This window comes from Paenibacillus sp. OK003 (assembly GCF_900109515.1).
GTDB classification, from domain to species: domain Bacteria; phylum Bacillota; class Bacilli; order Paenibacillales; family Paenibacillaceae; genus Paenibacillus; species Paenibacillus marchantiae.
Genome location: NZ_FOBD01000011.1, coordinates 59,015 through 84,089 on the forward strand (window position 1 = coordinate 59,015; position 25,075 = coordinate 84,089).

Sequence of the window (25,075 nt, forward strand, 5' to 3'; positions counted from 1 at the left end):
TCCCTTCAATTTCATACAAGGATGCATGCAAAATAACCTCGCATGAATATTGCCAGTCTATTCTATGATACCATAAGCTTCCTTTTTAATCGTCATTTTCCCAACAATTTTACAAATGTGAATTTCTGCATATTCTATAGAAACAGCAAAAAAAAGCCAACTGGGTTGGCGTTTTAACGATCAGCTTGAACATTAAATGGGCTGAATTTTCTCTTTATTGACGTTCAGCATAACAGATTCATTAGACTGAGCCTGCACCTGTACATGATTTTTCAAGAAAGGAATGACCGTATTCCAGAACGCAGGATCTTCTTCTGAACAGCTATGGCCTCCGCTATTGACCCATAGATGCTCTACAGGTGGATCCGCTTTGGACATAAAATATTCAAGTTCGCTTGGTGGAATAAAGTTATCACCTTTGGAATGCACCATAAGCATCGGCAGCTGCATGCCTTTGCGCCGTTCGTTCAGCAGCATAACGGGATCGCGCTGGCGATACGTTTTCAGAGATTCACCAAGCCGCCAGAACCAGATTCGCGGAATCAGCTGGGCCAGCGGAAACAGAGGCAGACGTCGCCGTCTCAGCTCGGAACTTACGATAACCTCGAATTGGGATGGCATGGAGTCCGTGATCACCGCTGATACAGGAATGCCCTCCGTCACAGCGAGGATCGTGCCTAGCCCGCCCAAGGAGTGCCCAAGCACACCGATTGCTGCTGGATCAATTTCCGGCCGTGAGGACGTATATTGCAATGCTGATAGCAAATCGTCGCGGAACAGGTAAGCTGAAGCCGCTTTAACTGGATCACTGGCTCCATGGCTTCGAACATCGTACATAAAGAGCGCATAACCTGCTTCCCAAATGGGACGAGCATAACGGAGGACACGTGATCGGTTGGAGCCCCATCCATGTGCAATAATAACCAAAGGCCAAGGCTTCTGGATATGAGCTCCAGCCGGAATGAACCAGCCATGCACTCGCCCGCCTCCACTCTCGAAGGTTATATCCTCAAATGGCATGGGCGGTGTGAGCGTAATCGGAATCTTTTTGGGGGTCTGACTCTTCACCGCTGCCTTCCATAACCCACCCGCAGTTACCGCGGCAACCGCAATCATCCCGCCAATCATCGTTTTAGCTTTCACTGGTGTCACTCCTCTCCGTTTTCTCGCCTAACTCCATCATACGACAACAAGGTTAACAGGACGTTAATCCATATCACTTCTTATATTATCTAATGGTACAAAAGCTCTCCTTATATATTACCCCGATGTATCTGGTTAACTTCCGTTGGTTTCATCGTTCAGTCCTCGATTTTCGCTATTTCCACAAATGCACGTGTGCAGGCGGCAATCTGCTCATCATTCCCTGCTGCAAGTGCTTCTCGTGGCAAAAGTGCACTTCCAAGTCCCACTGCCGCTGCACCCGCTGCATAATAATCTGCAATGTTATCCAGGGTGGCTCCTCCTGTTGCAAGCAGTGGAATATGATTCAGTGGAGCCTTAATTTCACGTAAATACGGAATACCCAGACTCGCCATGGGGAACAGCTTCACCACTCTTGCTCCTGCTTCATAGGCAGCCACAATCTCCGTTGGCGTCATCGCACCGGGCCAGATCTCGACTCCATGTTCTACAGCATATTCAATAACAGACAGATCGACATTCGGAGACACGAGAAATTGAGCACCCGCTGCGACGGCTTCTTTGGCCATCTGCACATTGAGTACCGTGCCCGCCCCGATATAAGCCTTCCCCTCATGCCTTGCACGCCAGTCTGCAATAATATCGTGTGCCCCAGGTGTGTTCAGCGTCACTTCCATCAGTCGGATTCCACCATCAGTCATTCCCTGCCCTGCTGCCTGAGCAGATTCACGGCTAATACCACGAACAATAGCCACCAGTCTCGATTCCAATAATACTTCCGTCAGATTCATGCCAACTTCCCCTTGTTTCATAGATTCGGCAGCCGAAGACAAGTATTCGTTATCACCGCTTTTCCGTTATTCACTATTGTAAAGCATATCGTCCCCTGGATGAAATCATTTGATCCAATTTCTTGTGAGAGTGTGTGCATCCATGTCTCCGGTATAAAGTTAAATAGGAACACAAAAACCTCTCCATGGAAAAAGGGATTATTCATCCACTTTGTTCCATTAGAGAGGTTTGTTTTAAGCTTTTTCCAGCACATTATCTTTCTCCAGATCCTTAAAATACTTATCATTATACAACATGCTCGGATGTGTTGGATGGTACATCAAAGCAATGTCATTGTGCTCTTTGGCTTTTGCCCGATTGCCCATCCGGTCATAACACACACACAATTGTAAATGCGGCATCCATGTCCATGCAGCTTCGTTCAATACGACCATTGGATCTGTCGGGCGTACGGCGCGGGTCGCCTGTTCATACCAGTATAAGGCTTTGCGGTAATCGGCACGGTCGGCAAAATATCCACCCAATCGGCAGCAGATCTCTGCCCTCGGCAAATCAAAGGCAAAGGATCTCAACAATGCCGAGACTTCCTTTTCCGAACGTTCAAGTGATACCTCGCAATCAGCTATTTTCTGGCATGCTGCGATCTGATCCTCCACCCATCCCAGCCCGGTGTCCAGAAATTTTCCATAGTACTGCACCGCATCTTCAAGATGCCCGTGGTCTTTCAATTCATTGCCAAAATAATATAAATCACGCGGAGAGAATTCCTCCCCTGCCTGTTCGCGTTTGCGATAAATCTTCAGATTGCGATCCGTGTATTCCTTATCTTTCTTATGCGTGACTGCCACGTCACTATGCAGCAGATGACCGGCCACTTCCAAATATTCATGTACTGCACCAATCCAGCGAAAATTTCGATCCCGGCGTACCAGTCGGTTCCGCCTCAGACTATATGCCACCTTCCCCTCCGCCGTAAAGGACAGATGATAATCCATCGTGACACTATCCACAGCAGGGTCCAGGGACCGCTTCAGTTCAATGAGCTTCACACGATCATCCGGTTCAAACACATCATCTGCATCCAGCCATAATATATATTCACTTGTTGCTTGTTCAAAGGCAAAGTTCCTTGCCGCCGCAAAATCATCCACCCACTCAAAATCGATAATACGTTCCGTATAACGAGCGGCAATCTGACGCGTCTGGTCCGTCGAACCTGTATCTACGATTACAATCTCGTCAGCGATCCCGTTAACCGAGTCCAGACATCTGGCAAGGGAAGCCTCTTCATTTTTCACAATCATACACAGCGAAATGCTGATTGATTCCTCTCCGCGTTTGGCTCTGCGATTATAAGCAGCTACTCCCGGCAATTCCGATAGTCGGTAGATATGATAGGCCGGAAAATGTGTATCCACGTATAATCGAAATCCCAATGCTTGAGCACGGATGCAAAAATGGCGATCTTCTCCCCAGAAAGACACATTCGGAATCTGGTCATAGGAAACCCCTGACTCCAATACGCTCCTGCGAATAAGGGTACACGCCCCAAGTCCCCCCACTTCATAACAGCCCGGGGTACGCAATTGCCTTAGGAATGCATCCGTTTGTCTACCTTCGTCCTCTGCTTCCTCCCCTGTATTGCGTTTGCCTCCCTTGCGAAACAGGGCATACTCATCCTGCAACCAGACTTGTGGCATTTCCCTTGTGCCCGGCTGCCATCGTGTCCAGAAGATGTTGGAGACAATATCCTTCCTGTTCGATACGAGCTGTTCCAATGTGCGTGGATGTAGGACGAGATCGGAATCAATCAGGAATACGGCATCGTACTTCTGGTCACGGGCATATGCCAAAATACGATTTTTCAGTCCCGCTACCCGCCAGATCTGTTCGTCGCGCCAATAGTGCCCTCCCTCGTCCTTGTTGTATGTTCCTTTTCCCTGATTGGGATCTGCTTTATCTACATTGGCATCCATAAGGTTACCTTCGTGCCGAAGGACAAACTCATGGAGCATATTGGATGCCGCTTCTTCTTCGTTGTCGTCCACAAACAGATAGTCTGTTGTTACCGTCGTTCGCTCAAGCGATTCCAGGGACTGGAGAAATTCATGGAGTACTGCTGCCGTCTGCCGAACAGGGCTTGCGATAAGAATCTTTTCCCTTGGCTCTTCTTTACCTTTTTCTTTTTCCTTCTTCAAATCTATTGTCCTCCTTCCCTTATTCCAACCATTGCAGGAGTCTTGGCTCTGCATCCAAAATGGATTCGTACTGTTCCTTCCAGCCATATCTCGCATCCGGGTCCAGTGCCTGATAGCGCTCGTATTTACGAATCCGGTCCTCTGCACGTGCCCAACCATAATGCTTCACCCGGGGAGCGTGGCATCCATAGGCAAAATGCTGAATCGTTAGCGGAAAACGGCCGCAGTGCTGCGGGGTTTCCTTCCATTCATAGCTCCATTCTGGACGGTATCGGACCAGAAATGGCCGATAATACGCATGAGCCTGCCAGTATTGATCTTCTCGGTAATGTGTCTCGCTCCACATATCAAACAGCCTGAAATAAATGGCGTCCTCCGTTCCACCCAACAGTTGATCCCGAGCAATACCAAAATCCGACGTCAGAATTTCATCCGCGTCCAGATTTAAAATCCATTCCGGTCCGGTAGCCACCGTTGTCTCCCACTGCTGCTTGCGTAAACTTACCTCATCTGCAAACATGGAGGCCGGGTTCACAATCAACGTAAGCGGAATTCCCTCCAGCATTTCCTGGCATAAAGCGACGGTATGGTCCGTACTTCCGTCGTCAATGATTACCGCACAATCAATCCATGGCCGGTGAGTCTCCAACGCCTGTCTAAGATACCTGTGCTCCTCATTGCGAACAATCATGGACAAGGTGACATGCGGCCTCGTGGTTTCTTCACGATCTTCCAAATCCCCACCTCCAGGCTGAGTCTGTCACGCGTAATAACCGATGTGATATGAATGATGAATTGGCTGAACCTCTATTAACCTCAATATCTAATCTATGCACGTCTGGAACACGGTTATGTCTGACAGGGGAACCTTTCATGCCGTTTAGAAACCTTAAAATATGATATGTCCTTCTTTCTTGAACAACGACAAAAAAAGCACCCGCTTTTGCAGGTGCCTCCTTAATGTAATATTTCATTGGGTTAATATTTAATGACCTATTGCGATCTTGCTATAGAAAAGGTCTCAATAATCAACGATATGCTGCCAGACGGTCATTCAGGCTGCGTGTTTGCCCGTACACATCCTGATACAGCGCGAACAGTCCGTCATACACCTCAACCGCTTCCGGGTTAGGCGCATAGGATTTGGCAGGGCGAATGAACGCTGCTGCACATTCTTGCAAGGAAGGGAACCAGCCACAGCCATAAGCTGCAAGCATCGCCGCGCCCATTGCTGGACCTTGCTCACTTTCCAACTTCACAATGGTTGCATTGAAGACATCGGCCTGCATTTGCAGCCAGGCTTCATTTTTGGCGCCGCCACCAATGGAGATCACTTCATTCACGGTTTTGCCTGCATCACGCAAAATATCAATGGACTCACGCAGCGAGAACGTAATGCCCTCCATCACAGCACGTCCAAAATGCTCCAGCTTATGTCCGGCATCCATGCCGATAAAGCTGCCACGAATGTTCGCATCCGGGTGCGGTGTACGCTCGCCGACGATATAAGGGGTGAACAACAACCCGTTGCTTCCCGCTGGAATCGCATCAATGCCCTGCAAGAGCACATCGAATGATTTGTCAGCTGCAAAAGTATCCTTGAACCAGGACAGGCTGTATCCTGCCGCAAGTGTTACCCCCATAATATAGAAGGCATCTTTCTCGCCATGGTTAAAAAAGTGCACTTTCCCTTCGAAATCGAGATCTTTACGCTCTTCATAGGAAAGCACTACCCCGGACGTTCCAATGCTGCACATCGTCTGTCCTTCACTCAGAATGCCTGCGCCAATGGCACCACACGCATTGTCTGCACCACCTGCATATACTTTCGTTGCGGCTGCAAGTCCGGTTTGATCCGCAATCTCAGGCAGCAATGTGCCCACTTCCTCAAATGACTCCACAAGACGTGGGCACAAGGATAAAGGTAGTTCAAAAGCTTCCGCGATTTTCTTGCTCCACTGCTTGCCAGCAACGTCCAGCAGCAATGTGCCTGCTGCATCCGAATAATCCATGGCATAATCACCTGTCAGGCGATACCGCACATAGTCCTTCGGCAACAGGAACAAGGCCGCCTGTTGCAGCAATTCCGGCTCGTTCTCCTGTACCCACAGGATTTTCGGCAGGGTAAAACCTTCGAGCGCACGGTTGCGGGCAATGCTTAACAATGTGCCATCCAGCACCTTCTCAATACGGCGGCACTGAGCCGTTGTCCGGGTATCGTTCCACAGGATCGCATTGCGCAGCGGTTTACCCTCGGCATCTACCAGCACCAATCCATGCATCTGTCCGGAGAAGCTCAGTCCTTCAATTTCCGAAGGATGTACGCCGGACACCTCCAGCAATTTGCACAGCGAAACAATTGTCTGCTCTACCCAATCTTCCGGGTTCTGTTCACTGTATCCAGCTTTGGGTTGGTACAGCGGATAAGCCTCGGATGCTTCAAACGCTACTTTCCCTTCACGGTTAACCAGCACCGTTTTCACTGCGCTGGTTCCCAGATCGACACCAATTACGTAACTCATAGATATCCCTCGTTTCTTTCATGGTTGATAAATAGAATTCAATTGAGCATGAAGCCACTCCGTGATCAGAAAACCCTCGGATCGCCGTTACCCCCAGATTTTTCTCATTCCCTTTTCCAAGGGGAAAATCCGGGGATAAATGCGAACACTACCGTTTCCTCGGGTCCTTTCTGCTCACTCCGTTCTGCATGCAAATTATTCATTTGTATCAAAAATTCAAAAACCGCGTTGTTTGTTTAAATCAAAAAACCGTCCCCGCCTTCCCAGGGGAAAGTCGGGGACGGTCCGAATGTCATGCTTGTTCAGGCGTTCCGTGGTACAAGCTTAGGCTATGCTGGCGTGCACACTTTGTTATACTCCTGTACAAGTGTACAAGCGTCACTACAGGCAAAACGTATTCGTTGGTTCACAATCTTCCATACCCAAAGCCTAACTGATATTAGTCAGCCAGGATGTATTGGTTGAGTTTTGCTCTCAGCAATTCCTGACGTCCAGATTGGTTTTTGCGTGGGCTTTCGTTGTTCAGCGCGTACTCTGCAAGGGAAGCCAGTGTTGCTTTACCTGCAACCACATCTGCACCGATACCTTCGCTGAAGCTGCTGTAACGTTTTTCGATGAAGTCATCGAATACACGATCTTCAATCAATTTTGCTGCCACTTTCAGACCTTTAGCATACGTATCCATACCAGCGATGTGTGCGAGGAACAGATCGTCTGCTTCGAAGGAACCACGACGTACTTTGGCGTCGAAGTTCACACCACCACGGCCGATACCGCCGTTTTTCAATACTTCGTACATTGTCAATGTAGCATCGTACATATCAACCGGGAACTCATCCGTATCCCAACCGATCAGCATGTCGCCTTGGTTGGCATCGAGGGAACCGAGCATGCCGTTTGTACGGGCAACGCGGATCTCGTGATCGAATGTGTGACCAGCCAGTGTAGCATGGTTAGCTTCCAGGTTCAGTTTGAAGTGTTTGTCCAAACCGTATTTTTGCAGGAAGGCAATGGAAGTTGCTGCATCATAGTCGTATTGGTGCTTCGTTGGCTCTTTCGGTTTAGGCTCGATCAGGAATTGTGCATCGAAGCCAATTTCCTTCGCGTAGTCTACTGCCATGTGGAACATACGGGCAATGTTGTCTTGTTCCAGCTGCATGTCTGTGTTGAGCAATGTGTCATAACCTTCACGACCGCCCCAGAACACATAGTTTTCTGCGCCCAGACGTTTACCCACTTCCAGACCTTTTTTGATTTGCGCTGCAGCATGAGCGTACACATCTGCGTTGCAAGTGGAAGCTGCACCAAACATGAAGCGTGGGTTGGAGAACATGTTCGCTGTATTCCAGAGCAGTTTTTTGCCGCTGGATTTCATGTGACCTTCAATCAGGTCAACGATTGTATCAATGTTGCTGTAGAACTCACGCAGGCTGTTGCCTTCTGGTGCGATGTCCACATCGTGGAAACAGAAGAACGGGAGATTCATTTTTTCCAAAAATTCAAATGCTGCTTCCACGCGTACTTTCGCGAGGTCCAGACCGGAGTATTTATCCCAAGAACGAACAGCAGTTTCCGCACCAAACGGGTCACTACCGCCCGCTGTTAATGTATGCCAGTAAGCCATGCCGAAACGGAAGTGCTCTTCCATCGATTTGCCGGCTACAACTTCTTCCGGATTATAATGTTTAAAAGCAAATGGATTCGTGGAATCTTTACCTTCGAATGAAATTTTATTAACGGATTCAAAATAGGCCATGGTAAATGCCTCCTCAATAGTTTTGAAAGTAATCGTTTACAACGTTATCCTAACACATCGGTTATACTTTGTCTATTGGTTAAACAAAGTAAAAATAAAAATGTTTTTTGCACGTTTGTTTACGCTATAATAGTCGAATAGCTTGTTTACGGATTGCGGGTCTGAACCCTTTTATAGAAGAATAGGAGTGCCTTATGGATATGAAAATTACCGGAGACCAGATGCTGGTCAAAAAAATAAACAAGTCGATCGTCCTCGATACGATTCGGCGTCATGCCCCCCTCTCCCGTGCACGGGTATCCGAGATTACAGGGCTGAATAAAGCAACGGTATCCAATCTGGTTGCCGATCTGATCAATGATGAACTCTTGCAAGAAATTGGCCCCGGAGAATCCAGTGGTGGACGTAAACCTCTAATGTTGCTGTTTCGCGGTACATCGGGATATGCCGTAGGTTTGGAGCTCAGCGTGACCCACTTAAAGGGTGTGCTTACCGATCTGGAAGGTCATATCATCACAGAATATGCCGTTAAGCTGGAACATCATGATGTGTCCTCTGTATTTGAACAGTTGAAACTTGCGGCAGAACATCTGATTCATGCAGCCCCTCCCTCCCCACACGGGGTAATTGGCATTGGGATCGGGGTGCCGGGTATGGTGGACGAGGAAGGAACGGTGCTGTTTGCACCCAACTTAGGGTGGGAGAAGGTTCCCCTGCGTGCCATGCTGGAAGAAGTGTTCGAACTGCCCGTGACCATCGATAATGAAGCGAATGCAGGAGCTCACGGAGAGTTGAATTTTGGTGCAGGCATCGGTGTACGTCATCTGATCTATATTAGTGCAGGCATCGGGATTGGTTCAGGTATTATGGTGGACGGTGAGCTGTACAAAGGTGCCTGGGGATATGCCGGAGAAACAGGCCATATGTCCATTGAAGCAGAGGGCAGACCTTGCTCCTGTGGCAATCGTGGCTGCTGGGAGTTATATGCTTCGGAGAAAGCTTATGAGCACCCGGATCATCAATTGCTTTTGCCGGCACATACGACACGGGAATTGATTGAATATGCACAGCAAGGCCATGAAGATGTATTGAAGCTATACCAGGAAATCGGCCGCAAACTGGGAGTTGGCATCACCAATATCGTCAACAGCTTCAATCCTGAGCGCATCATTATTGGCGGCCCTCTCTCTGAAGCCAGACCATGGATTGAAACGGCGCTGAAACAAGTGGTGGAGGAACGTACGTTGCCCTATCATCGCCGCAGTTTGCAGATTGAATGGGCTGCCCTGGGCAGTCGGTCCACACGTGTGGGTGCCGCTTACTCAGCAATTTCCCAATTTCTAGGTAAAATAAGAGTGTCCGTCTAATAACCGTTGAAAATTGACATCATTTTGCCCCATTTCCTCCCTTTTTGTTAAAGAAATCCAGAGGTATAATAGGGTTATGTGATTTTTGTCATGGCGGCATGAATGTCGCCGTGTTAATTCCGATGACGAAACGGAGTGAAAATTCGTGACCTACGTGGATACTTCAGATATCTCGGCGCAAATGTTTGTCACCGTACTCCTGTTCCTGATCGTGCTTGCGCCGCTGTTCAGCCTTGGCATACTTCGATTGTTTCAGAGCAAAAAGAAGGCTGGTTTCATGTACATGCTGTCAGGCTTACTGGTGTATGTAGTATTTCAGACCTTTATGAGTATCTTTTTTTAGATAAAATATGATTGATTTTAACGTCAAATCCCTTTTTACATCCACAAAAGAGTTCATGAAATATGTGCTCTGTTGTAGCTGTGAAAAGGGATTTTTCATGTTGCAAAACAGTTGGAATTACTGGACAACTCAGTGTGTTGGCATTTCAAAATAAAAGAAGCCTCAGTCCTGATGCGGACTAAGGCTTCTCCAATATATATTCAAACGGCTCGCGCGAACCGGAATAGCTGCATGTGACTTGAACTTGCCCTATACAGGGGAAATTAAGCGTCCAGCGCTTTAGCAAATTGAGTTTTGTTCATACCCAGAATGCGGTGTTCACCAATGACAGTCAGAGGTACGGCACGTACGCCCATATCCCATACTTGTTGTGCGAACTCATCGCTTGTCTCGATGTTGCGCTCTTCATAAGAGATGCCTTTGTCAGCCAAGAAGCTTTTTACCGATTTGCAGTTTGGACAGTTGGTTGATGTGTATACAATTACGTTTTCCATGTTTATTCACCTCATATTGTTTTTTAATAGACTAATCTATGGAACAAAACAGCTCTTCCCTTACAGGACTACTGCGCTGTGTTCCAAGCTCTCAATATATTTCTCTGTATCCATCGCAGCCATACATCCACTACCTGCTGCTGTGATCGCTTGTTTGTAACGGGTATCCTGTACGTCACCACAAGCGAATACGCCTGGGATATTGGTTTCGGATGTGCCCGGTGTAGTCAGAATATAACCGTGCTCGTCGGTTGTGATCTGTCCGCCCAGGAATCCAGTGTTTGGTGTGTGACCAATCGCTACGAACACACCACTAGCAGGAATGATTTCTTCTTCACCTGTTTCGTTGTTCAGTACTTTCAATCCAGTTACGCCATTGTCGCCAGCCAGCACTTCAAGAGGGGTACGATTCAATGCCATTTCTACTTTCTCATTGCTGCGTGCACGATCCTGCATGATTTTGGAACCACGCAGTTCTTCACGACGGTGTACCAGGGTTACTTTGGAACCAAAACGGGACAGGAAGCTCGCTTCCTCCAGCGCGGAGTCGCCACCGCCAATAACGATGATTTCTTTGTTGCGGAAGAAGAATCCGTCACATGTCGCACAAGTGCTGACACCACGGCCCACATTCGTTTCTTCTCCAGGAATACCAAGATATTTAGCAGATGCGCCTGTAGACAGGATCAAGGTTTCGGATACGAGTTCCCCCATGCCTTCAACCTGAATTTTGAATGGACGCTCGCTCATATCGATGTTGTTTACCCAGCCTGTACGGAATTCTGCACCGAAGCGTTCTGCTTGTTTGCGCATATTGTCCATCAGTTCAGGACCCAAAATGCCATCAGGGAAACCTGGGAAGTTCTCCACTTCTGTTGTTGTTGTCAGTTGACCACCAGGTTGCGGTCCTTCAATAACAAGAGGGTTCAAGTTGGCACGTGCCAGATAGATTGCTGCTGTCAGCCCTGCAGGGCCTGTTCCAATAATAATTGATTTATACATGTATAGTTCCTCCCCCGGGTTCTGCAAAAAGGTCAGGCACTCCGGCATCAAAAGCAAATGCTTTTGCATACACTAGAACGAAAGCCTACATCATGTCCACATGACCTGCCCGTTATGACAATTAACCTATGCAGAAACGGAATTCTAATTTATAATCATTCTAATCTGTTGTTCATTATGATCTCTTTTATGTACGGTGTCAATGCTCGGCAGCGATTATGAAGAAGTCTTCATCAGGAGGGAAAATGGAAGCATGAACGATGCACTCATTGGCAGCTTTATCTCAGCCATGTCTACCGGCCTTGGGGCCATACCTATTCTATTTATGCGCAAAGTAACTCACCGTCTGCGTGATATTTTGCTTGCCTACGCAGCAGGCATCATGACCTCTGCCTCGGTGTACAATCTCATTCCGGAAGCGCTCGGGCAATCCAATCTGTTTGTACTTGCCCTTGGTATTATGCTGGGCAGCATGGTTCTGCTTGTGCTGGAGATGAAGATTCCCCATGTGGATCTGGAAAATCCCGAGAAGATGCCTTTCAAAATTGAAGCCAAAGCCTTCATGATCATTGCAGCCATCACTATGCATAACCTGCCCGAAGGGCTATCGGTAGGTGTCAGCTACGCGAGCAGTGACGCAGGACTTGGCAATCTGATTGCCTTTTCCATTGGATTGCAGAATGCGCCGGAAGGATTCCTGGTCGCCCTCTTCCTCGTCAATCAGAACATCGGTCGCTTCAAGGCGCTCGGTATCGCCACGCTGACTGGCGCAGTTGAAATTGTTACAGCCATGATTGGTTACACACTCAGTAGTCTGGTGTCCGGTCTGGTCCCTTATGGTCTTGCCTTTGCAGCGGGTGCGATGATGTTCATCGTGTACAAGGAACTGATTCCCGAAAGCCACGGCGACGGCAATGCACGGGCGGCAACGGTTTCCTTTTTGCTCGGACTGATCACGATGATTGGGCTGACTGAACTCTTTTAATGGAAAGAAGTAAGAACAGCCCTCACATGAACACAATGATGGACGGCAAAAAACCTGAAAGCACAGCGGCTCGCTGAACTTCCAGGTTCTTTTTTTGTTCACAAATGAAGATTGAATGAAATGATCTGTAAAGGTCGTTGGACGATTACAATCCGGATTTGATAAATCGAATCAGTTCGGCATTGAATTTTTCCAATTCATCATAAAATGCCCCGTGACCGCTCTCCTCAAAAGCAATCAATTGAGAACCCGCAATGCCTTTGTTCATCTCCTCGGCAAACTCAAATGGACATATCTCATCCTTCTTCCCGTGCAAAATGGCTGTAGGCACCTGAATCGAACTCAGGTCACCTCGCAAATCCTCATCTCGCAGTGCAATTGCACTGGAGATCGTACTGTACGACGAAGCCTCCATACCGAGTGCATGGAACCAATCCATAAACGGCTGGCTATGCTGCTTCGCGAAAAACATGCCGCCAAACGTCTCCAGCAGCTTTGGACGATCTGCGAAGATCGGCTCAATAATCTGCTCAGTAAGCTGCGCTGGAGTCAATCCATACGGATAACTCTCACGCTGGGTGAACACCGGCGCCGCCGCAGACAATAGCGCCAGCTTGGATACACCATGTCCTGCATGGCGGGCCATATAATGCACGGCAATCGCTCCACCCATGGAAAAGCCCGCAAGTACAACGTCGGTCAACTCCAGATCATCAATCACGGCACGAACATCGTCCGCCATCCGGTCGTAGTCATAGCCTGTGGACGGTGCGTCCGACTTGCCATACCCTCTGAAATCTATGGCAATGGTACGTATGCCATGATTCGGCTATACATTTAATTGATATTCAAACATTTTATAATTGACAGGCCAGCCGTGCAAAAAGACAACCGGTGTTCCTTGGCCAATATCTTCAACAAATACACTCACATTCGGTTCCACTTGTACGTAACGTCCCATATTTCACAGCTCCCTTTATTGTCATGTCGCTGCAGCGGCAAATTGCGAACTGCATGGTAATGCTTCAATAACAACGTTCCATGAGTCATATTCCGTTTGGAACGTTTCTCTAGAATCATCTCTTCGATTCATTACCCGCTGACCCAAGGTTCAAACGCCGTCTTTTTCAAATGGATATCGTTATCGCAGCAGTCTTAGTCCATTCAAAATAACCAGGATCGTGCTGCCTTCATGGCCTACCACGCCCAAGGGCAATGCAACATCTTGTAAAAAGTTACCTGCGATTAGAGCCAGAATTACCGTGATGGCAAAAAACATATTCTGCTTCACCGTCCGCTGTGCCCGGCGAGCCTGCCTGATCACCCAGGCGATTTCTTCAATATTGTCATTCATCAGTACAACATCCGCTACTTCCAGTGCCGTGCCGCTACCTGATACACCCATGCCCATACCCACCGTTGCCGCTGCAAGTGCAGGCGCATCATTCACACCATCCCCAACCATCAGCACTTGCCCGTACTGTTCACGAAGCAGATGCACCTGCTTCACTTTATCTTCGGGTAGCAGACCTGCATATACCAGGCTCACACCTGTCTCACGGGCGATCACTGCTGCCGATTCGGGACGATCACCTGTCAGCATAGCCACTTTCACACCCATCGCTTCCAGCTTTTTCACCGCTGCGGCCGCTTGTGGGCGCACGGTGTCCCTCATCGCGATCAGTCCAGCCATCTCCCCGTTCGCTGTTATGGCAGACACGGTTTTACCTTCTCCCTCAAGTTGGGCACGTATGCCATGCCACACAGCCAAATCCTTCATATCAGAAGCACCCCATTGCCCTTCTGTATCATTTGCATTATTTATCCCACTGCTCATATGATGCGTATCCAACTCATCCGTTTTGCCAATTTTCCAGAGCACGTCGTTTACTTTCCCCTCAATCCCCCAGCCTGTCAGAGCTTGAACCTGTTCTGCAATCGGGAGGTTGATGTCCTCCTTGGCGGCCCGCTCCACAATAGCCCGAGCCAGTGGGTGCATCGAAAGGTTCTCAATGGCAGCTACCGCACCCAACAACTGTGTACGGTCATATCCGTCTGCCGTTATAATATCGGTCACCTGTGGTGTACCCATCGTCAATGTTCCTGTTTTATCAAAAGCAACCACCCGGGTCTGGGCCATGTTCTCCACATGAGCGCCACCCTTGAAGAGAATACCGCGACGTGCACTGCTAGACATCGCTGATAACATGACCGGCATAATGGAAGAAACCAGGGCACAAGGTGAAGCTACAACCAGAAAGACCATTGCTTTGTAAAACGCATCATTCCATGTCCAACCAAGCAATAGCGGTGTTGCCACAATAACCAGCACCGTTACGGCGACAACAATACGGGCGTAGATCCCCTCGAAACGCTCAATAAAGCGTTGGGAATCCGGCATTTCCGTCTGTGCTTCTTCCACCAGTTTAATGATTTTGCCAAACAACGATCCTTCAGCGGATTTGGTCACCTCCACGTATAGAGCACCTTCACCGTTCACGGTACCTGCATATACTTCGTCGCCAGCGACTTTGTCTACAGGTAAGGATTCGCCTGTAATCGAGGCCTGATTGATAAAAGAGCTGCCCCGGTACACGACACCATCCGCCGGAACCAGTTCCCCTGGTTTGACCAGCAACAGATCCCCCGGTTGCAAATCATTGATGGATACACGATTCATCTTCCCGTCCTCGATACGCAGCGCCGTTTCCGGTTTGAGCGCCAGCAGTGATGAAATATCCTTGTGGCTGCGCTCCGTTGCATAGCTCTCCAGTGCACCGCTTAACGCAAAAATAAAAATCAGCATGGCCCCTTCATTCCAGTAGCCAATAGCTGCCGCTCCCAACGATGCTGCAATCATGAGCAGATTCACATCGAGATCACGATCCTTGACCAGTGTCTCTATGCCTTCTTTGGCTTTAGTCCATCCACCTATGGCATAAGCAACAATATACAGCAGTACGGATAACTGGTTAGACCATGATGCCGTCGCCCAGGCAATAAGCATCAAAAGTCCACTGCCCAGAGCAGCTTGCATTTCCTTGTTGCTCAGCATAGCCCGAAAGTCTGGTTTGCGCCCTCGGCCTGGGCCAGGTGTATTGGCGGAACGCTGTTCAGCTTTTGCTTGGGTTTGAATGGGTTGGTGTATCGCTTGCATATGAATCACAATCCTTTCTGAATGTCGGGTTGTGGAGTGCATTTTGCTGCATCCATGTCCCGTGTATTGAAGTCGTATTGAGAATGAGAGCCATTGTTAATACCCTAAAAATGACACATGCTGCTGCGGGAATCCCGCAGCAGCATGGTTATTGAATGGTTGTTGAATGATTTTCAAATCATTTTGAATGAGAATGATAATCATTTTTGTGCTTATGCAATTATTTTTACCCAATACAACTTTTGCTTCATTATATGCCTGTGCTCTGCATTTGTAAATGGGTTTTTCACCTTAGCCGGTGTAAAATTAAAAAAGCCACTCGTCCATAAGGACAAGCGGCTCGTGTGAATTTAATTTATTAACGTTATGAATTAAACACTAACGCTTGATTGCTGACTAGCCTTAATGGCTTGCTCCAGATCGTAGAGGATATCCTGAATATTCTCTGTACCGATAGATAGACGGATTAGCTCAGGATTAACGCCTGCTGCGGTCTGCTCATCTTCTGTCAGTTGTTGGTGCGTTGTACTAGCCGGGTGAATGATCAGTGACTTGGAGTCACCTACGTTCGCAAGGTGGGAAAACAGCTTCACACTTTCAATCAGTTTGCGTCCTGCATCTATGCCGCCTTTAATACCAAAGGTCAGAATGGCTCCCTGGCCTTTCGGCAAATACTTCTGTGCCAGTTCATAAGAAGGGTGACTCGGCAAACCTGCGTAGCTTACCCAGTCCACATCCGCATGCTTCTCGAGATATTGCGCCACAGCCAGTGCGTTGCTGCTATGACGTTCTACACGCAGATGCAGTGTCTCCAGCCCTTGAATGAGCAACCATGAATTGAAAGGTGAGATCGTTGCACCAAAGTCACGCAGCAATTGCACACGAGCTTTGATAATATAAGCAATCGGTCCAACCGCTTCCGTATATACGACACCATGATAGCTGGAATCCGGCTCGGTCAGTCCCGGGAACTTGCCACTCGCTTTCCAGTCAAATTTGCCGCTGTCCACAATAACACCACCAATGGAAGTACCGTGACCGCCAATAAATTTGGTAGCCGAATGAACGACAATATCAGCTCCATGCTCGATTGGACGAAGCAGATATGGACTTGGGAATGTATTGTCTACAATCAAAGGAATGCCATGTTCATGGGCGATCGCTGCCACAGCTTCAATATCCAGTACGTTGCCTTGCGGATTACCAATCGTTTCAGCGTACAATGCTTTGGTTTTGTCCGTAATCGCCGCCCGGAAATTTTCAGGATCACTGGAATCTACAAACTTTACATCCAGGCCAAGTTTCGGTAGTGTGGTTGAGAACAGATTGTACGTTCCGCCATACAGACTCGCTGCGGAAACAATCTCATCTCCCGCACCTGCGATGTTTAAGAGGGAGAACGTAATCGCTGCCTGACCGGAAGCCGTAGCCAGTGCACCAGCGCCTCCCTCAAGTGCAGCAATACGTTGTTCGAACACATCCGTGGTCGGATTCATCAGACGTGTATAGATATTGCCAAACTCTTTCAATCCAAACAGATTGGCTGCATGCTCCGTATCACGGAATCCGTAGGATGTTGTTTGGTACAACGGTACAGCACGTGCATGGGTGGTCGGATCAATCTCCTGGCCGGCATGAATTGCCAATGTTTCAAATGAAAGCTCACGTTCGTTTGACATAAATCTGTTTCCTCCCTTAACTTATACGTTTGGCAAATCCCTAGATGTCATGACATGGTGGCGTATGTTTTACATATTCTCTCACAAGATGTCGGTTTTGAAAAGAAGTATTTCCGATTTTTCCGATAAGAAATATTTATTATGTGTTACGAAGACCGCTATACAAAAAAAACCTTTGCTCTCGCAAAGGTTTTAAGGATTTTTTTGCAACGATTCAACTGCCAGGCTGCTGCCGACTCTTTACCGTTTATACCCGAACGCCACTCCATATCTCACGTAAATGCTTGGCCGCTGGGACAGCTTCCTCCGCCGTTACCCCTTCTAGTGAAATATCGATATGTGGTTTATACGTCTTCAATAGTTCAAAAAATAACGGATAATCCAGAATGCCCTCACCCGGCACCGGATTGAACTTCTCACCCTGTGCATTGAAAGCAACGTCTTTGGCATGAATGACAATGATGCGCTGATACAGCGTTTCCATCACTTCACGCAGGAAGGCAGACTGGTCAGCCACATGCGGCTGTTTGATCAGATTACAAGGATCGAACAGCATGCCCAGATTGGATGAAGGGATTTCTTCGAACAGGCGGATCATATGTTCACGCGTATGAAGTGTATGGGTAGATACAGGCTCAATCGCCGCATGAACGCCCCACTTCTCCGCCTCTTCCGCCAGTTCCTCTACCGTCTCCCGCAGCACAGTCCACGCCTTTTCTTCATATCCGTTCGCATGAGTATCCCGATACGTATCCAGGCCCCCCGTCTCCGTTGCCACCATACTGCAACCGAAATCCCGGGCATAACGCAGATGCTCCTTGAATCGATTAATGTCTGCACGACGGGCCACAGGATCAGGATCAATCGGGTTAATATAGCAGCCTAGTACCGCAATCTTGACTCCGCGCTGTGCAAATTGATCTCCGATCTCATTCGCCAGTCCAGGGCTCAGCTTGCCATTGGAAGAGTCCACATCCGATAACGCCTTGGCTAATGCCAACTGTACCGAATTGAATCCGTTATCCGCGATAGTCTGTGCAAGCTGCGCTGTAGGCTGTTTGCCAAACGTATGCGCAAGAATACCAAGTTTCATGTCACTGCCTCCTTTGCCATCGATCACTGACAGGATTAACGAGCCATCCAGCCGCCATCCACATTCAGTATGTGACCATTCAAATAGTCCGAAGCCGCCGATGCCAGGAAAACAACCGGACCTTTCAGATCCTCAGGTGTTCCCCAGCGTCCGGCCGGAATCCGTGCCGTGATGTCACGGTACCGATTTTCATCGGCGCGAATCTGAGTCGTATTGTCTGTTTCCATATAGCCTGGTGCAATCCCGTTGATTTGAACACCTTTGCCTGCCCATTCATTCGCGAGTGCTTTCGTTAAACCGGCAACCCCATGTTTACTGGCCGTGTATCCTGGTACGTTAATTCCACCCTGATAAGACAGCATCGAGGCAATGTTAATGATCTTGCCGCTTCCCCGTTCAATCATATGTCTGCCAGCCAACTGACTCAGGAAAAATACCGTATTCAGGTTAAGACCAATGACATCATGCCAGTCCTGTTGACCGTGATCCGCTGCAGGTGTACGACGAATAATTCCCGCATTATTGACCAGAATATCAATTCTCGCCTGAAAGGCTAATGCCTTTTCAAACACCCCGGTCAGTTCATCCTCACGACTCAAATCAGCTTCAATCACATGCGCTTTTCGTCCGAGAGCCTCAATGGCTTTCGCTGTCTCCGCTGGATTGGAGTAAGACACCAGCACAACATCCGCCCCGGCTTCAGCAAGGCCAATCGCCATTCCTTGTCCAAGACCTCCTGATGTACCAGTGACAAGTGCAACTTGTCCGCTTAAATCAAATGGGTTCATGAATGATTCCTCCGCATGGTTATTGGGTTGCAAACCGTGTCCTTCAGCCTCGGTAGTCAAGTAACCACTGTGGAACTGAAGGTCAGCTCTGATAATCCACTTCGATACCATTTTGCCTGTACAGGGCTGCTGTCTCCTCATCCAAGCGACTGTCGCTGATGATACAGTCCAGCTCCGAACAGTGTGCAAAGGTCCGAAGGGCAAATTGTCCAAATTTATAATGATCCACGACGCCATAGACCTGCTGTGAAGCAGAGATCATTGCTTTTTTTAATGGCACCAGATCTCCTGTATATATGGAAAGTCCAAATTCCGGATGAAGTGCCGTCGTTGAGATAAATGCTTTGTGAATGTTGAGACCTGATATGAAGGCCGCCGTGTCGTCTCCCACCAGCATATTGCGCACCCTTGCTCCGCCAGGCACAACCAGTCGCACCTGCTCCTTTTTGGTCAGCTCGGCAATAATGAACAGATCATTGGTAACCACCGTAATGGGCTGATTGTCCATTCGCTTCGCCATCTCCAACGTAGTGCTCCCACCATCCAGCGCAACAATATCTCCTGGTCGGATATATGCAAGGGCTCGCTCGGCAATCTCCGTTTTCTCCGAATGATGCTTTTCCGTAGCCCCGCGACTCGTCAGGATGCCATACTGGTCGTTCTGAGCCAGCATCGCACCCCCGTGGACACGCACGAGTAATCCCATGCCTTCCAGCTTATCGAGATCCTCCCGCACGGTCTTGCCTGTGACCTGTAACAGTTCACTCAAATCACTGACGGTGACTTCCTGCCGCTCCAGCAGAGCCTCCATAATTTTTTCATGTCTTTTCAATGGATTCATCACAGATCAACTTCCTGTTTCTTTGGAATTTACGTGCCTATTTCAGGTCCTTCATCGCCACGCCGTCCATATCCTCGAACGTCTGGTTTTCACCAGCCATTGCCCAGCAGAAGGTATAGCTGCTCGTACCGACACCACTGTGGATGGACCAGCTAGGAGAGATGATGGCCTGACGGTCACGCACAACCAGATGCCGTGTTTCGTTTGGCTCGCCCATCATATGGAATACAACGCCATCTTCCGGCAGGTTGAAATACAAGTATACTTCGGAACGGCGGTTGTGGGTATGTGCAGGCATGGTGTTCCACATGTTGCCCTTGTCGAGTTCCGTAATGCCCATTACCAGCTGACAGCTCTGGATTCCGCCTTCTCCCTGGTGGATGTAGCGATAGATCGTCCGTTCATTCGAGCCTTCAATGCTGCCGAGATGGTTCGGCTGAGCTTGTTCTTGCGTTGCTTTTACTGTTGGATATGTGTGGTGAGCTGGTGTGGATACAAAATAAAACTGAGCCGGCTGATCGTTGCCGCTGCTCTTGAACACAACTTCTTTTACACCTCTGCCGATGTACAGGCATTCCTTCGCACCAATCTCGTATCCTTGACCGTCAGCTGTCACCGTTCCATGACCTCCAACATTAATGATACCGATTTCACGACGCTCCAGGAAAAAGTTCGTTCCGATATCCTTCAGGTTCACTTCAAGTGCAATATCCTTGCTTTGAGGTACAGCCGTTCCTACAATATAACGATCTACATGGGAATATACCGTCACCAATTCATCTGTGGCAAACAATTGCTCCATCAAGAATTCCTCGCGCAGACGGGCCGTATCATACGTTTTTACCTCATTTGGGTGTGCAGCATAACGGTTTTGCATCTTTAATCCATTCCTTTCGTGAGTCAGATAATGTTCATATAAGTTCATTTTAGTTCATTTAATATCTTTTGTGTACCTTTTTTTAAAAAAATTTGATTTTCAGATATACCTGTCTCTTATACACGTTTGTTCAAAAAAAGCGTCTGGAGACCCATCCAGACGCTAGAGTATATATGAATTTCGACTAACACGATCTATTTATATGGCGCCAGTATGACTAATAAACGCCCTAAACAACTGTCCCCTCTTTAATATAGATAATTCTGTCGCAGACATCGGCTACCTGATGATCATGTGTGACAATGACAATGGTCTTGCCTCTTCGGTGCAATTCTTTAAAAATGCTTAATATTGATTGCTCTGTCTTCTCGTCAAGTGAACCTGTCGGTTCATCAGCCAAAATAATAGAGGGATCTTGGACTATTGCTCTCGCAATAGCGACTCGTTGCATTTCTCCGCCTGAAAGATTATTCACAGCCTCCTCGGATAAATGGTTTATTTCTAAAGACGACAGTGTCTCTTTAACTTTTTTATTTATAACTGATTTTGGTACTTTGCTGTATCTTAAAGGCAAAGCCACGTTTTCAAATACATTTTTAGCTTCGATTAACGCATAATTTTGTACAATAAAACCTATCACTTTCCTGCGGAAGATAGCGGACTCAGCTGATGTTTTGGATAGTACATCCTGATCCATATATTTGTATATTCCAGAATCAACCTTCTCTAACCCAGCCATTATATTTAGTAACGTAGATTTACCTGAGCCACTTCTTCCCATAATTGCAGTCATTGAGCCCTCTTCTAAAGTGAGGCTCAGACCTCTCAATACTTCATTCTTTTTAGCTCCAGTTTCATAGCATTTATGCAAGTCGTTAATCTCAATCAATAAGATCACTCCATTCTTTTTAGCAAAGAACCCATATTTTCGTTTTGGATGCGCCTATATAAGGGAATAAGAACAGACAGTATGATTGTGGCTGAAAGAGTCAGCAAAATGAATAGATAGGCAACCATATTATGGCCAATAAACATTCCATACAGTATCAAACTGATGATTGCGGGTGATAACACTACAATTCCAATCTCAACTACATAATAGAGAAATATTTGATTAGGTACAGCTCCTGATATCAAATGAATTGACCACGCTTTAAGGTTATCTTCAAATTTATTTTTGAAAAAAATCCACATTGTCAATACAACGATTAACATTATCGTAATTCCTATTATGCTGAGGAGAAATCTATTTTCCTTCAGGGCTGATAGAACAAAACCAAAAGGTATAGCGCTAGCTCCTAAAAATCTAGTATCAACAAAGCCCGTCCTTTCTTTAGCTTCCTCTAGTTTCTTATTTACAATAAAATCTCCAGAAGCACTATATACTGAGCCGTTAATCAGTTGGAGATAATGCTTTTGTTGAAAACTGAAATCCTCCTCGCTTTGTGGGGCAGATACAAATTGTTGTGCGGGCATTACAATATAACGATCCAAATATAACTCCGGTTCATTAGAGCTAAAGATCAGGGAATTGGGCTTAAGAAAGCCTTTTACAACCAAGTTAAATTTCTTAAATAAATATTGTCCTTTTATTGTATCCCCTGGATTATAGAAATTTTTATACTCATGACCTAATAGTACGGGTATCCGATCATCCGCATTTCCCATATAATCATTTTCTGCGAAACTCTCACCATCGACTGCACTAACCGAAAACATATCTACCGCCTGCTTATTTAATTGTACTGCTTTGATAGCATTATATGGGCCCTCTCCATCAATATCAAAAGGTTCACTTACGAAACCCATTTCATAATCTCTGGTGAATTTTTCTTTCTCTGACTTAGTGAAGTCGAGTAACTCAATGGGCTGAGTGAATATATAAATATACTTTTCATTTAAATCCGTTTCCAAATAACTATAGAACTTTTTAATGGTTTCAAGAAAATGTACTTGTTTCATTAAACTTGATAATTGATCCCCATCAAGCAATGTATCAGAAAGTTGGTAGCTTTTCATATCTTCAAGAAGATTAATTTGATTTGATTTTTTCTCAAGGCTATTTAAACCTAGAAATACAACCATAGCTAAAAAAAACAGGAAGAGGATCTCAACTATGATTAGAATCGTAACCATTTTATTTTTACGGATACTTTCAAACACTTCCGTGTATATTCGTTCGTACATAGAAAAATCCTTTCTTATGATAAAAAATGATTCTACTTTAGCCTCTTGCTCAAGCTTTTCATAGACATTCTCAAGGATAAAAAAGATGTGAGAACTATAACTAGAAAACCAAAGCAAATATGAAGAAAATATTCATTGTAAAATTCTGGATTAATATTTAGAATAGCAAAACTACCGCCGGCTACTAAAACATAAGTAAATGAGGTAATCGTAAAATATTTAATCACATATCTAAATAACGGATATATAGGTTGAAATCCCAAAATCCAAAGTACACGAATCTCGGACCACTGTTTCTTGATCCAACTCACTGTAAAAACAATACTGGAAAGGGATACCAAAATAAACACTATAATTTTCAAAATAACATTATAGATATCGGAATTTGCATAGCTTTGTGCTCCATATTCTCCTCGTTCAAACAAGTGAACAGGCACTTTAATGCCTCCCACATCCAGCATTTTACTTTTGGTAATGGAACTTAAATCCGAGGCATTTAATACAAAAATACCCGATTCTCTATTTTCCTCCCCACTCAATCCATTCATGGACAGTATTATTGTTTTATCTATTTCAGTTAGATGAGAGGCGCCCATTGTCCCAATAACTTCAAACTCATTGTTTTTATAAATATAGTATAACTTCCCATTTTTATATTTGAGCTCTGATCTCTGAATTTCTTTTCCTACAACTGCAAATCTCCCGTTATCGTAAAAGTCCTCTTTTCGAAAAAATCTACCGTCTACAATCGGCGGTACATAAGTCTGATTATCAAAGTATATGGCTCGAATATTTCTTGATCCCGTTTGAAGTTCCTTAAACAATGTAAACTGCTGACCAATGTTTATATCGCGCCAATTCCATAATACGGATTCATCAGGTATAAAAAAGATACTATTTTCATTATAGAGACCTCTTCCTAATGTATCCATTTCACTCTTTTTAATTTCATAGTAACTCATGGAAACGATCATGATGCTCAGCAAGATGTAAAGCAAGCAAATATGAAAAACCCCACCTCTATTAATTTTCTTAAACAGATCGCTCATCCAGTCCATTACCTTTCATAAATAGCGGCAAGTTCTCTTTTTTCAAGAAATCTTGCCGCTTTATTATTTAAGTACTAAATAAACTCACAATAGAATTATTCTTCGGTTCCCCAATATGTTTTAGAAATCAGGTCAAAACTAGCATAATTTGTTTGCGCTTTTGTAGTACCGGTCCCCCATTGTCTCCCACTATCTTCTCTAACCCATATCCACTCCATCTGAGCTCTAGAGTAATGGCGCTGACCTGGCCAAACCGTTTTTGCAACAGCACGTTTTAATTTACTATCTGTTGTACTATACTCAGAATACCCTTCATGGGAATCAGGATATAATTTTACTTCCTGTGTTGTTATTCCTCTGTTTGGACTGGCGTTGGTGAAGTAGCCTTCACCTTCTACCCAACCTCCTCCAACACCGAATGGTTTGGCTGCATAAGCAGAGGAAGCAATGGAACCCAATATTGCTGTAATTGCCAGAGCTTTAATTACTTTTTTAGTTATTCTCATGAAATTTTCTCCTATTCTCTATTAATTTAATTTGAAAGCTGGCCAGCTAATCAAAATAATCCATAATTATACATGGAAATTATTTGAATTCAAATAGCTAATAATGTCGTATAAACACTTATTTTGTATTGTTTTGTAATATAATATATGATTACTACTTTTTTTGACGAAATGAGAAAGAAACTGTTTCATATTGAACTGGATATCTTTGACTAGACAGCCCAGCCCATATTTGGGTGGAGAACTAGGATAGGAATGAAGACTAACGACTTCAAATTGTCATCATTTTATGGCTA

The 25,075-nt window shown here is 46.2% G+C and carries 21 protein-coding genes and 1 pseudogene; 3 read left to right on the forward strand and 19 right to left on the reverse strand.

Features of this window, described 5'->3' with window-relative positions:
* Positions 1-192 precede the first annotated feature (192 nt).
* The 6 genes from BMW94_RS18265 to xylA all read right to left on the reverse strand — a co-directional run bounded on the left by BMW94_RS18265 (position 193) and on the right by xylA (position 8,411).
* The gene (locus tag BMW94_RS18265) at positions 193-1,143 is read right to left on the reverse strand and encodes an alpha/beta hydrolase (protein WP_254790284.1); all 951 of its coding nucleotides are present in this window, start codon (positions 1,141-1,143) and stop codon (positions 193-195) included.
* 158 nt (positions 1,144-1,301) lie between these two features.
* Positions 1,302-1,934, reverse strand: coding sequence for a bifunctional 4-hydroxy-2-oxoglutarate aldolase/2-dehydro-3-deoxy-phosphogluconate aldolase (locus tag BMW94_RS18270; RefSeq protein WP_091000426.1), 633 nt, complete (start codon positions 1,932-1,934; stop codon positions 1,302-1,304).
* Between the two features lie 234 nt (positions 1,935-2,168).
* Positions 2,169-4,133, reverse strand: a complete 1,965-nt coding sequence (locus BMW94_RS18280) for a glycosyltransferase (protein ID WP_254790285.1) — start codon at positions 4,131-4,133, stop codon at positions 2,169-2,171.
* 19 nt (positions 4,134-4,152) lie between these two features.
* Entirely contained in the window at positions 4,153-4,869 is a 717-nt protein-coding gene (locus BMW94_RS18285) for a glycosyltransferase family 2 protein (protein WP_254790286.1), read from the reverse strand.
* Positions 4,870-5,161: 292 nt separating this feature from the next.
* Positions 5,162-6,655: a xylulokinase gene (gene xylB, locus BMW94_RS18290; RefSeq protein ID WP_091000429.1), complete on the reverse strand. Its 1,494-nt coding sequence runs from the start codon at positions 6,653-6,655 to the stop codon at positions 5,162-5,164.
* 439 nt (positions 6,656-7,094) lie between these two features.
* A complete protein-coding gene (xylA, locus tag BMW94_RS18295; protein ID WP_063566575.1) occupies positions 7,095-8,411 on the reverse strand; it encodes a xylose isomerase in 1,317 nt (438 codons plus the stop codon).
* Between the two features lie 200 nt (positions 8,412-8,611).
* Here xylA and BMW94_RS18300 point away from each other — a divergent pair, with 200 nt between their 5' ends.
* A complete protein-coding gene (locus tag BMW94_RS18300) occupies positions 8,612-9,778 on the forward strand; it encodes an ROK family protein (protein WP_091000530.1) in 1,167 nt (388 codons plus the stop codon).
* A 145-nt stretch (positions 9,779-9,923) separates the two neighbouring features.
* Complete coding sequence (locus BMW94_RS18305) at positions 9,924-10,121, forward strand: hypothetical protein (protein WP_017692236.1); 198 nt, start codon at positions 9,924-9,926, stop codon at positions 10,119-10,121.
* Between the two features lie 263 nt (positions 10,122-10,384).
* On the opposite strand, the gene BMW94_RS18310 is transcribed toward BMW94_RS18305, so the two are convergent.
* Complete coding sequence (locus tag BMW94_RS18310) at positions 10,385-10,615, reverse strand: glutaredoxin family protein (protein ID WP_024631391.1); 231 nt, start codon at positions 10,613-10,615, stop codon at positions 10,385-10,387.
* Positions 10,616-10,675: 60 nt separating this feature from the next.
* Positions 10,676-11,617 carry a thioredoxin-disulfide reductase gene (trxB, locus tag BMW94_RS18315; protein WP_091000430.1) on the reverse strand — a complete coding sequence of 314 codons (942 nt, stop codon included), beginning with the start codon at positions 11,615-11,617 and terminating at the stop codon, positions 10,676-10,678.
* A gap of 253 nt (positions 11,618-11,870) precedes the next feature.
* On the opposite strand from trxB, the gene BMW94_RS18320 reads away from it, so the two are divergent.
* The gene (locus BMW94_RS18320; protein ID WP_053779008.1) at positions 11,871-12,602 is read left to right on the forward strand and encodes a ZIP family metal transporter; all 732 of its coding nucleotides are present in this window, start codon (positions 11,871-11,873) and stop codon (positions 12,600-12,602) included.
* A gap of 145 nt (positions 12,603-12,747) precedes the next feature.
* Here BMW94_RS18320 and BMW94_RS18325 read toward each other — a convergent pair.
* The 11 genes and pseudogenes from BMW94_RS18325 to BMW94_RS18375 all read right to left on the reverse strand — a co-directional run bounded on the left by BMW94_RS18325 (position 12,748) and on the right by BMW94_RS18375 (position 24,779).
* Positions 12,748-13,563 (reverse strand): annotated as a pseudogene (locus BMW94_RS18325) (alpha/beta fold hydrolase).
* Positions 13,564-13,743: 180 nt separating this feature from the next.
* On the reverse strand, positions 13,744-15,759 hold the full coding sequence (locus tag BMW94_RS18330; protein ID WP_091000531.1) for a heavy metal translocating P-type ATPase: 2,016 nt from the start codon (positions 15,757-15,759) through the stop codon (positions 13,744-13,746).
* A gap of 371 nt (positions 15,760-16,130) precedes the next feature.
* Positions 16,131-17,438, reverse strand: a complete 1,308-nt coding sequence (locus BMW94_RS18335) for a homocysteine synthase (RefSeq protein WP_091000431.1) — start codon at positions 17,436-17,438, stop codon at positions 16,131-16,133.
* A gap of 247 nt (positions 17,439-17,685) precedes the next feature.
* Positions 17,686-18,531 (reverse strand): sugar phosphate isomerase/epimerase family protein, encoded by an 846-nt coding sequence (locus tag BMW94_RS18340; protein ID WP_091000432.1) that lies wholly within the window; start codon positions 18,529-18,531, stop codon positions 17,686-17,688.
* Positions 18,532-18,566: 35 nt separating this feature from the next.
* Positions 18,567-19,319 (reverse strand): 2-dehydro-3-deoxy-D-gluconate 5-dehydrogenase KduD, encoded by a 753-nt coding sequence (kduD, locus tag BMW94_RS18345; protein ID WP_091000532.1) that lies wholly within the window; start codon positions 19,317-19,319, stop codon positions 18,567-18,569.
* A gap of 82 nt (positions 19,320-19,401) precedes the next feature.
* A complete protein-coding gene (locus tag BMW94_RS18350) occupies positions 19,402-20,160 on the reverse strand; it encodes a DeoR/GlpR family DNA-binding transcription regulator (protein ID WP_167434846.1) in 759 nt (252 codons plus the stop codon).
* A gap of 37 nt (positions 20,161-20,197) precedes the next feature.
* Positions 20,198-21,037, reverse strand: a complete 840-nt coding sequence (kduI, locus tag BMW94_RS18355; protein WP_091000433.1) for a 5-dehydro-4-deoxy-D-glucuronate isomerase — start codon at positions 21,035-21,037, stop codon at positions 20,198-20,200.
* 229 nt (positions 21,038-21,266) lie between these two features.
* Complete coding sequence (locus BMW94_RS18360; RefSeq protein WP_368086921.1) at positions 21,267-21,935, reverse strand: ABC transporter ATP-binding protein; 669 nt, start codon at positions 21,933-21,935, stop codon at positions 21,267-21,269.
* Positions 21,932-23,224, reverse strand: coding sequence for a hypothetical protein (locus tag BMW94_RS18365; protein ID WP_091000435.1), 1,293 nt, complete (start codon positions 23,222-23,224; stop codon positions 21,932-21,934). The genes BMW94_RS18360 and BMW94_RS18365 overlap by 4 nt, the downstream gene beginning before the upstream one ends.
* 32 nt (positions 23,225-23,256) lie before the next feature.
* Complete coding sequence (locus BMW94_RS18370; RefSeq protein WP_175480755.1) at positions 23,257-24,273, reverse strand: hypothetical protein; 1,017 nt, start codon at positions 24,271-24,273, stop codon at positions 23,257-23,259.
* Between the two features lie 95 nt (positions 24,274-24,368).
* The gene (locus BMW94_RS18375; RefSeq protein ID WP_091000437.1) at positions 24,369-24,779 is read right to left on the reverse strand and encodes a hypothetical protein; all 411 of its coding nucleotides are present in this window, start codon (positions 24,777-24,779) and stop codon (positions 24,369-24,371) included.
* Positions 24,780-25,075: the final 296 nt, after the last annotated feature.

What these genes read in the sequence shown, in the direction of transcription:
- BMW94_RS18270 (WP_091000426.1), bottom strand. Translation starts at nt 1,934, where the DNA reads ATGAATCTGACGGAAGTATTATTGGAATCGAGACTGGTGGCTATTGTT.
- xylB (WP_091000429.1), bottom strand. Translation starts at nt 6,655, where the DNA reads ATGAGTTACGTAATTGGTGTCGATCTGGGAACCAGCGCAGTGAAAACG.
- xylA (WP_063566575.1), bottom strand. Translation starts at nt 8,411, where the DNA reads ATGGCCTATTTTGAATCCGTTAATAAAATTTCATTCGAAGGTAAAGAT.
- BMW94_RS18300 (WP_091000530.1), top strand. Translation starts at nt 8,612, where the DNA reads ATGAAAATTACCGGAGACCAGATGCTGGTCAAAAAAATAAACAAGTCG.
- BMW94_RS18310 (WP_024631391.1), bottom strand. Translation starts at nt 10,615, where the DNA reads ATGGAAAACGTAATTGTATACACATCAACCAACTGTCCAAACTGCAAA.
- trxB (WP_091000430.1), bottom strand. Translation starts at nt 11,617, where the DNA reads ATGTATAAATCAATTATTATTGGAACAGGCCCTGCAGGGCTGACAGCA.
- BMW94_RS18320 (WP_053779008.1), top strand. Translation starts at nt 11,871, where the DNA reads ATGAACGATGCACTCATTGGCAGCTTTATCTCAGCCATGTCTACCGGC.
- BMW94_RS18330 (WP_091000531.1), bottom strand. Translation starts at nt 15,759, where the DNA reads ATGCAAGCGATACACCAACCCATTCAAACCCAAGCAAAAGCTGAACAG.
- BMW94_RS18335 (WP_091000431.1), bottom strand. Translation starts at nt 17,438, where the DNA reads ATGTCAAACGAACGTGAGCTTTCATTTGAAACATTGGCAATTCATGCC.
- BMW94_RS18340 (WP_091000432.1), bottom strand. Translation starts at nt 18,531, where the DNA reads ATGAAACTTGGTATTCTTGCGCATACGTTTGGCAAACAGCCTACAGCG.
- kduD (WP_091000532.1), bottom strand. Translation starts at nt 19,319, where the DNA reads ATGAACCCATTTGATTTAAGCGGACAAGTTGCACTTGTCACTGGTACA.
- BMW94_RS18350 (WP_167434846.1), bottom strand. Translation starts at nt 20,160, where the DNA reads ATGAATCCATTGAAAAGACATGAAAAAATTATGGAGGCTCTGCTGGAG.
- kduI (WP_091000433.1), bottom strand. Translation starts at nt 21,037, where the DNA reads ATGCAAAACCGTTATGCTGCACACCCAAATGAGGTAAAAACGTATGAT.
- BMW94_RS18365 (WP_091000435.1), bottom strand. Translation starts at nt 23,224, where the DNA reads ATGTACGAACGAATATACACGGAAGTGTTTGAAAGTATCCGTAAAAAT.
- BMW94_RS18370 (WP_175480755.1), bottom strand. Translation starts at nt 24,273, where the DNA reads ATGAGCGATCTGTTTAAGAAAATTAATAGAGGTGGGGTTTTTCATATT.
- BMW94_RS18375 (WP_091000437.1), bottom strand. Translation starts at nt 24,779, where the DNA reads ATGAGAATAACTAAAAAAGTAATTAAAGCTCTGGCAATTACAGCAATA.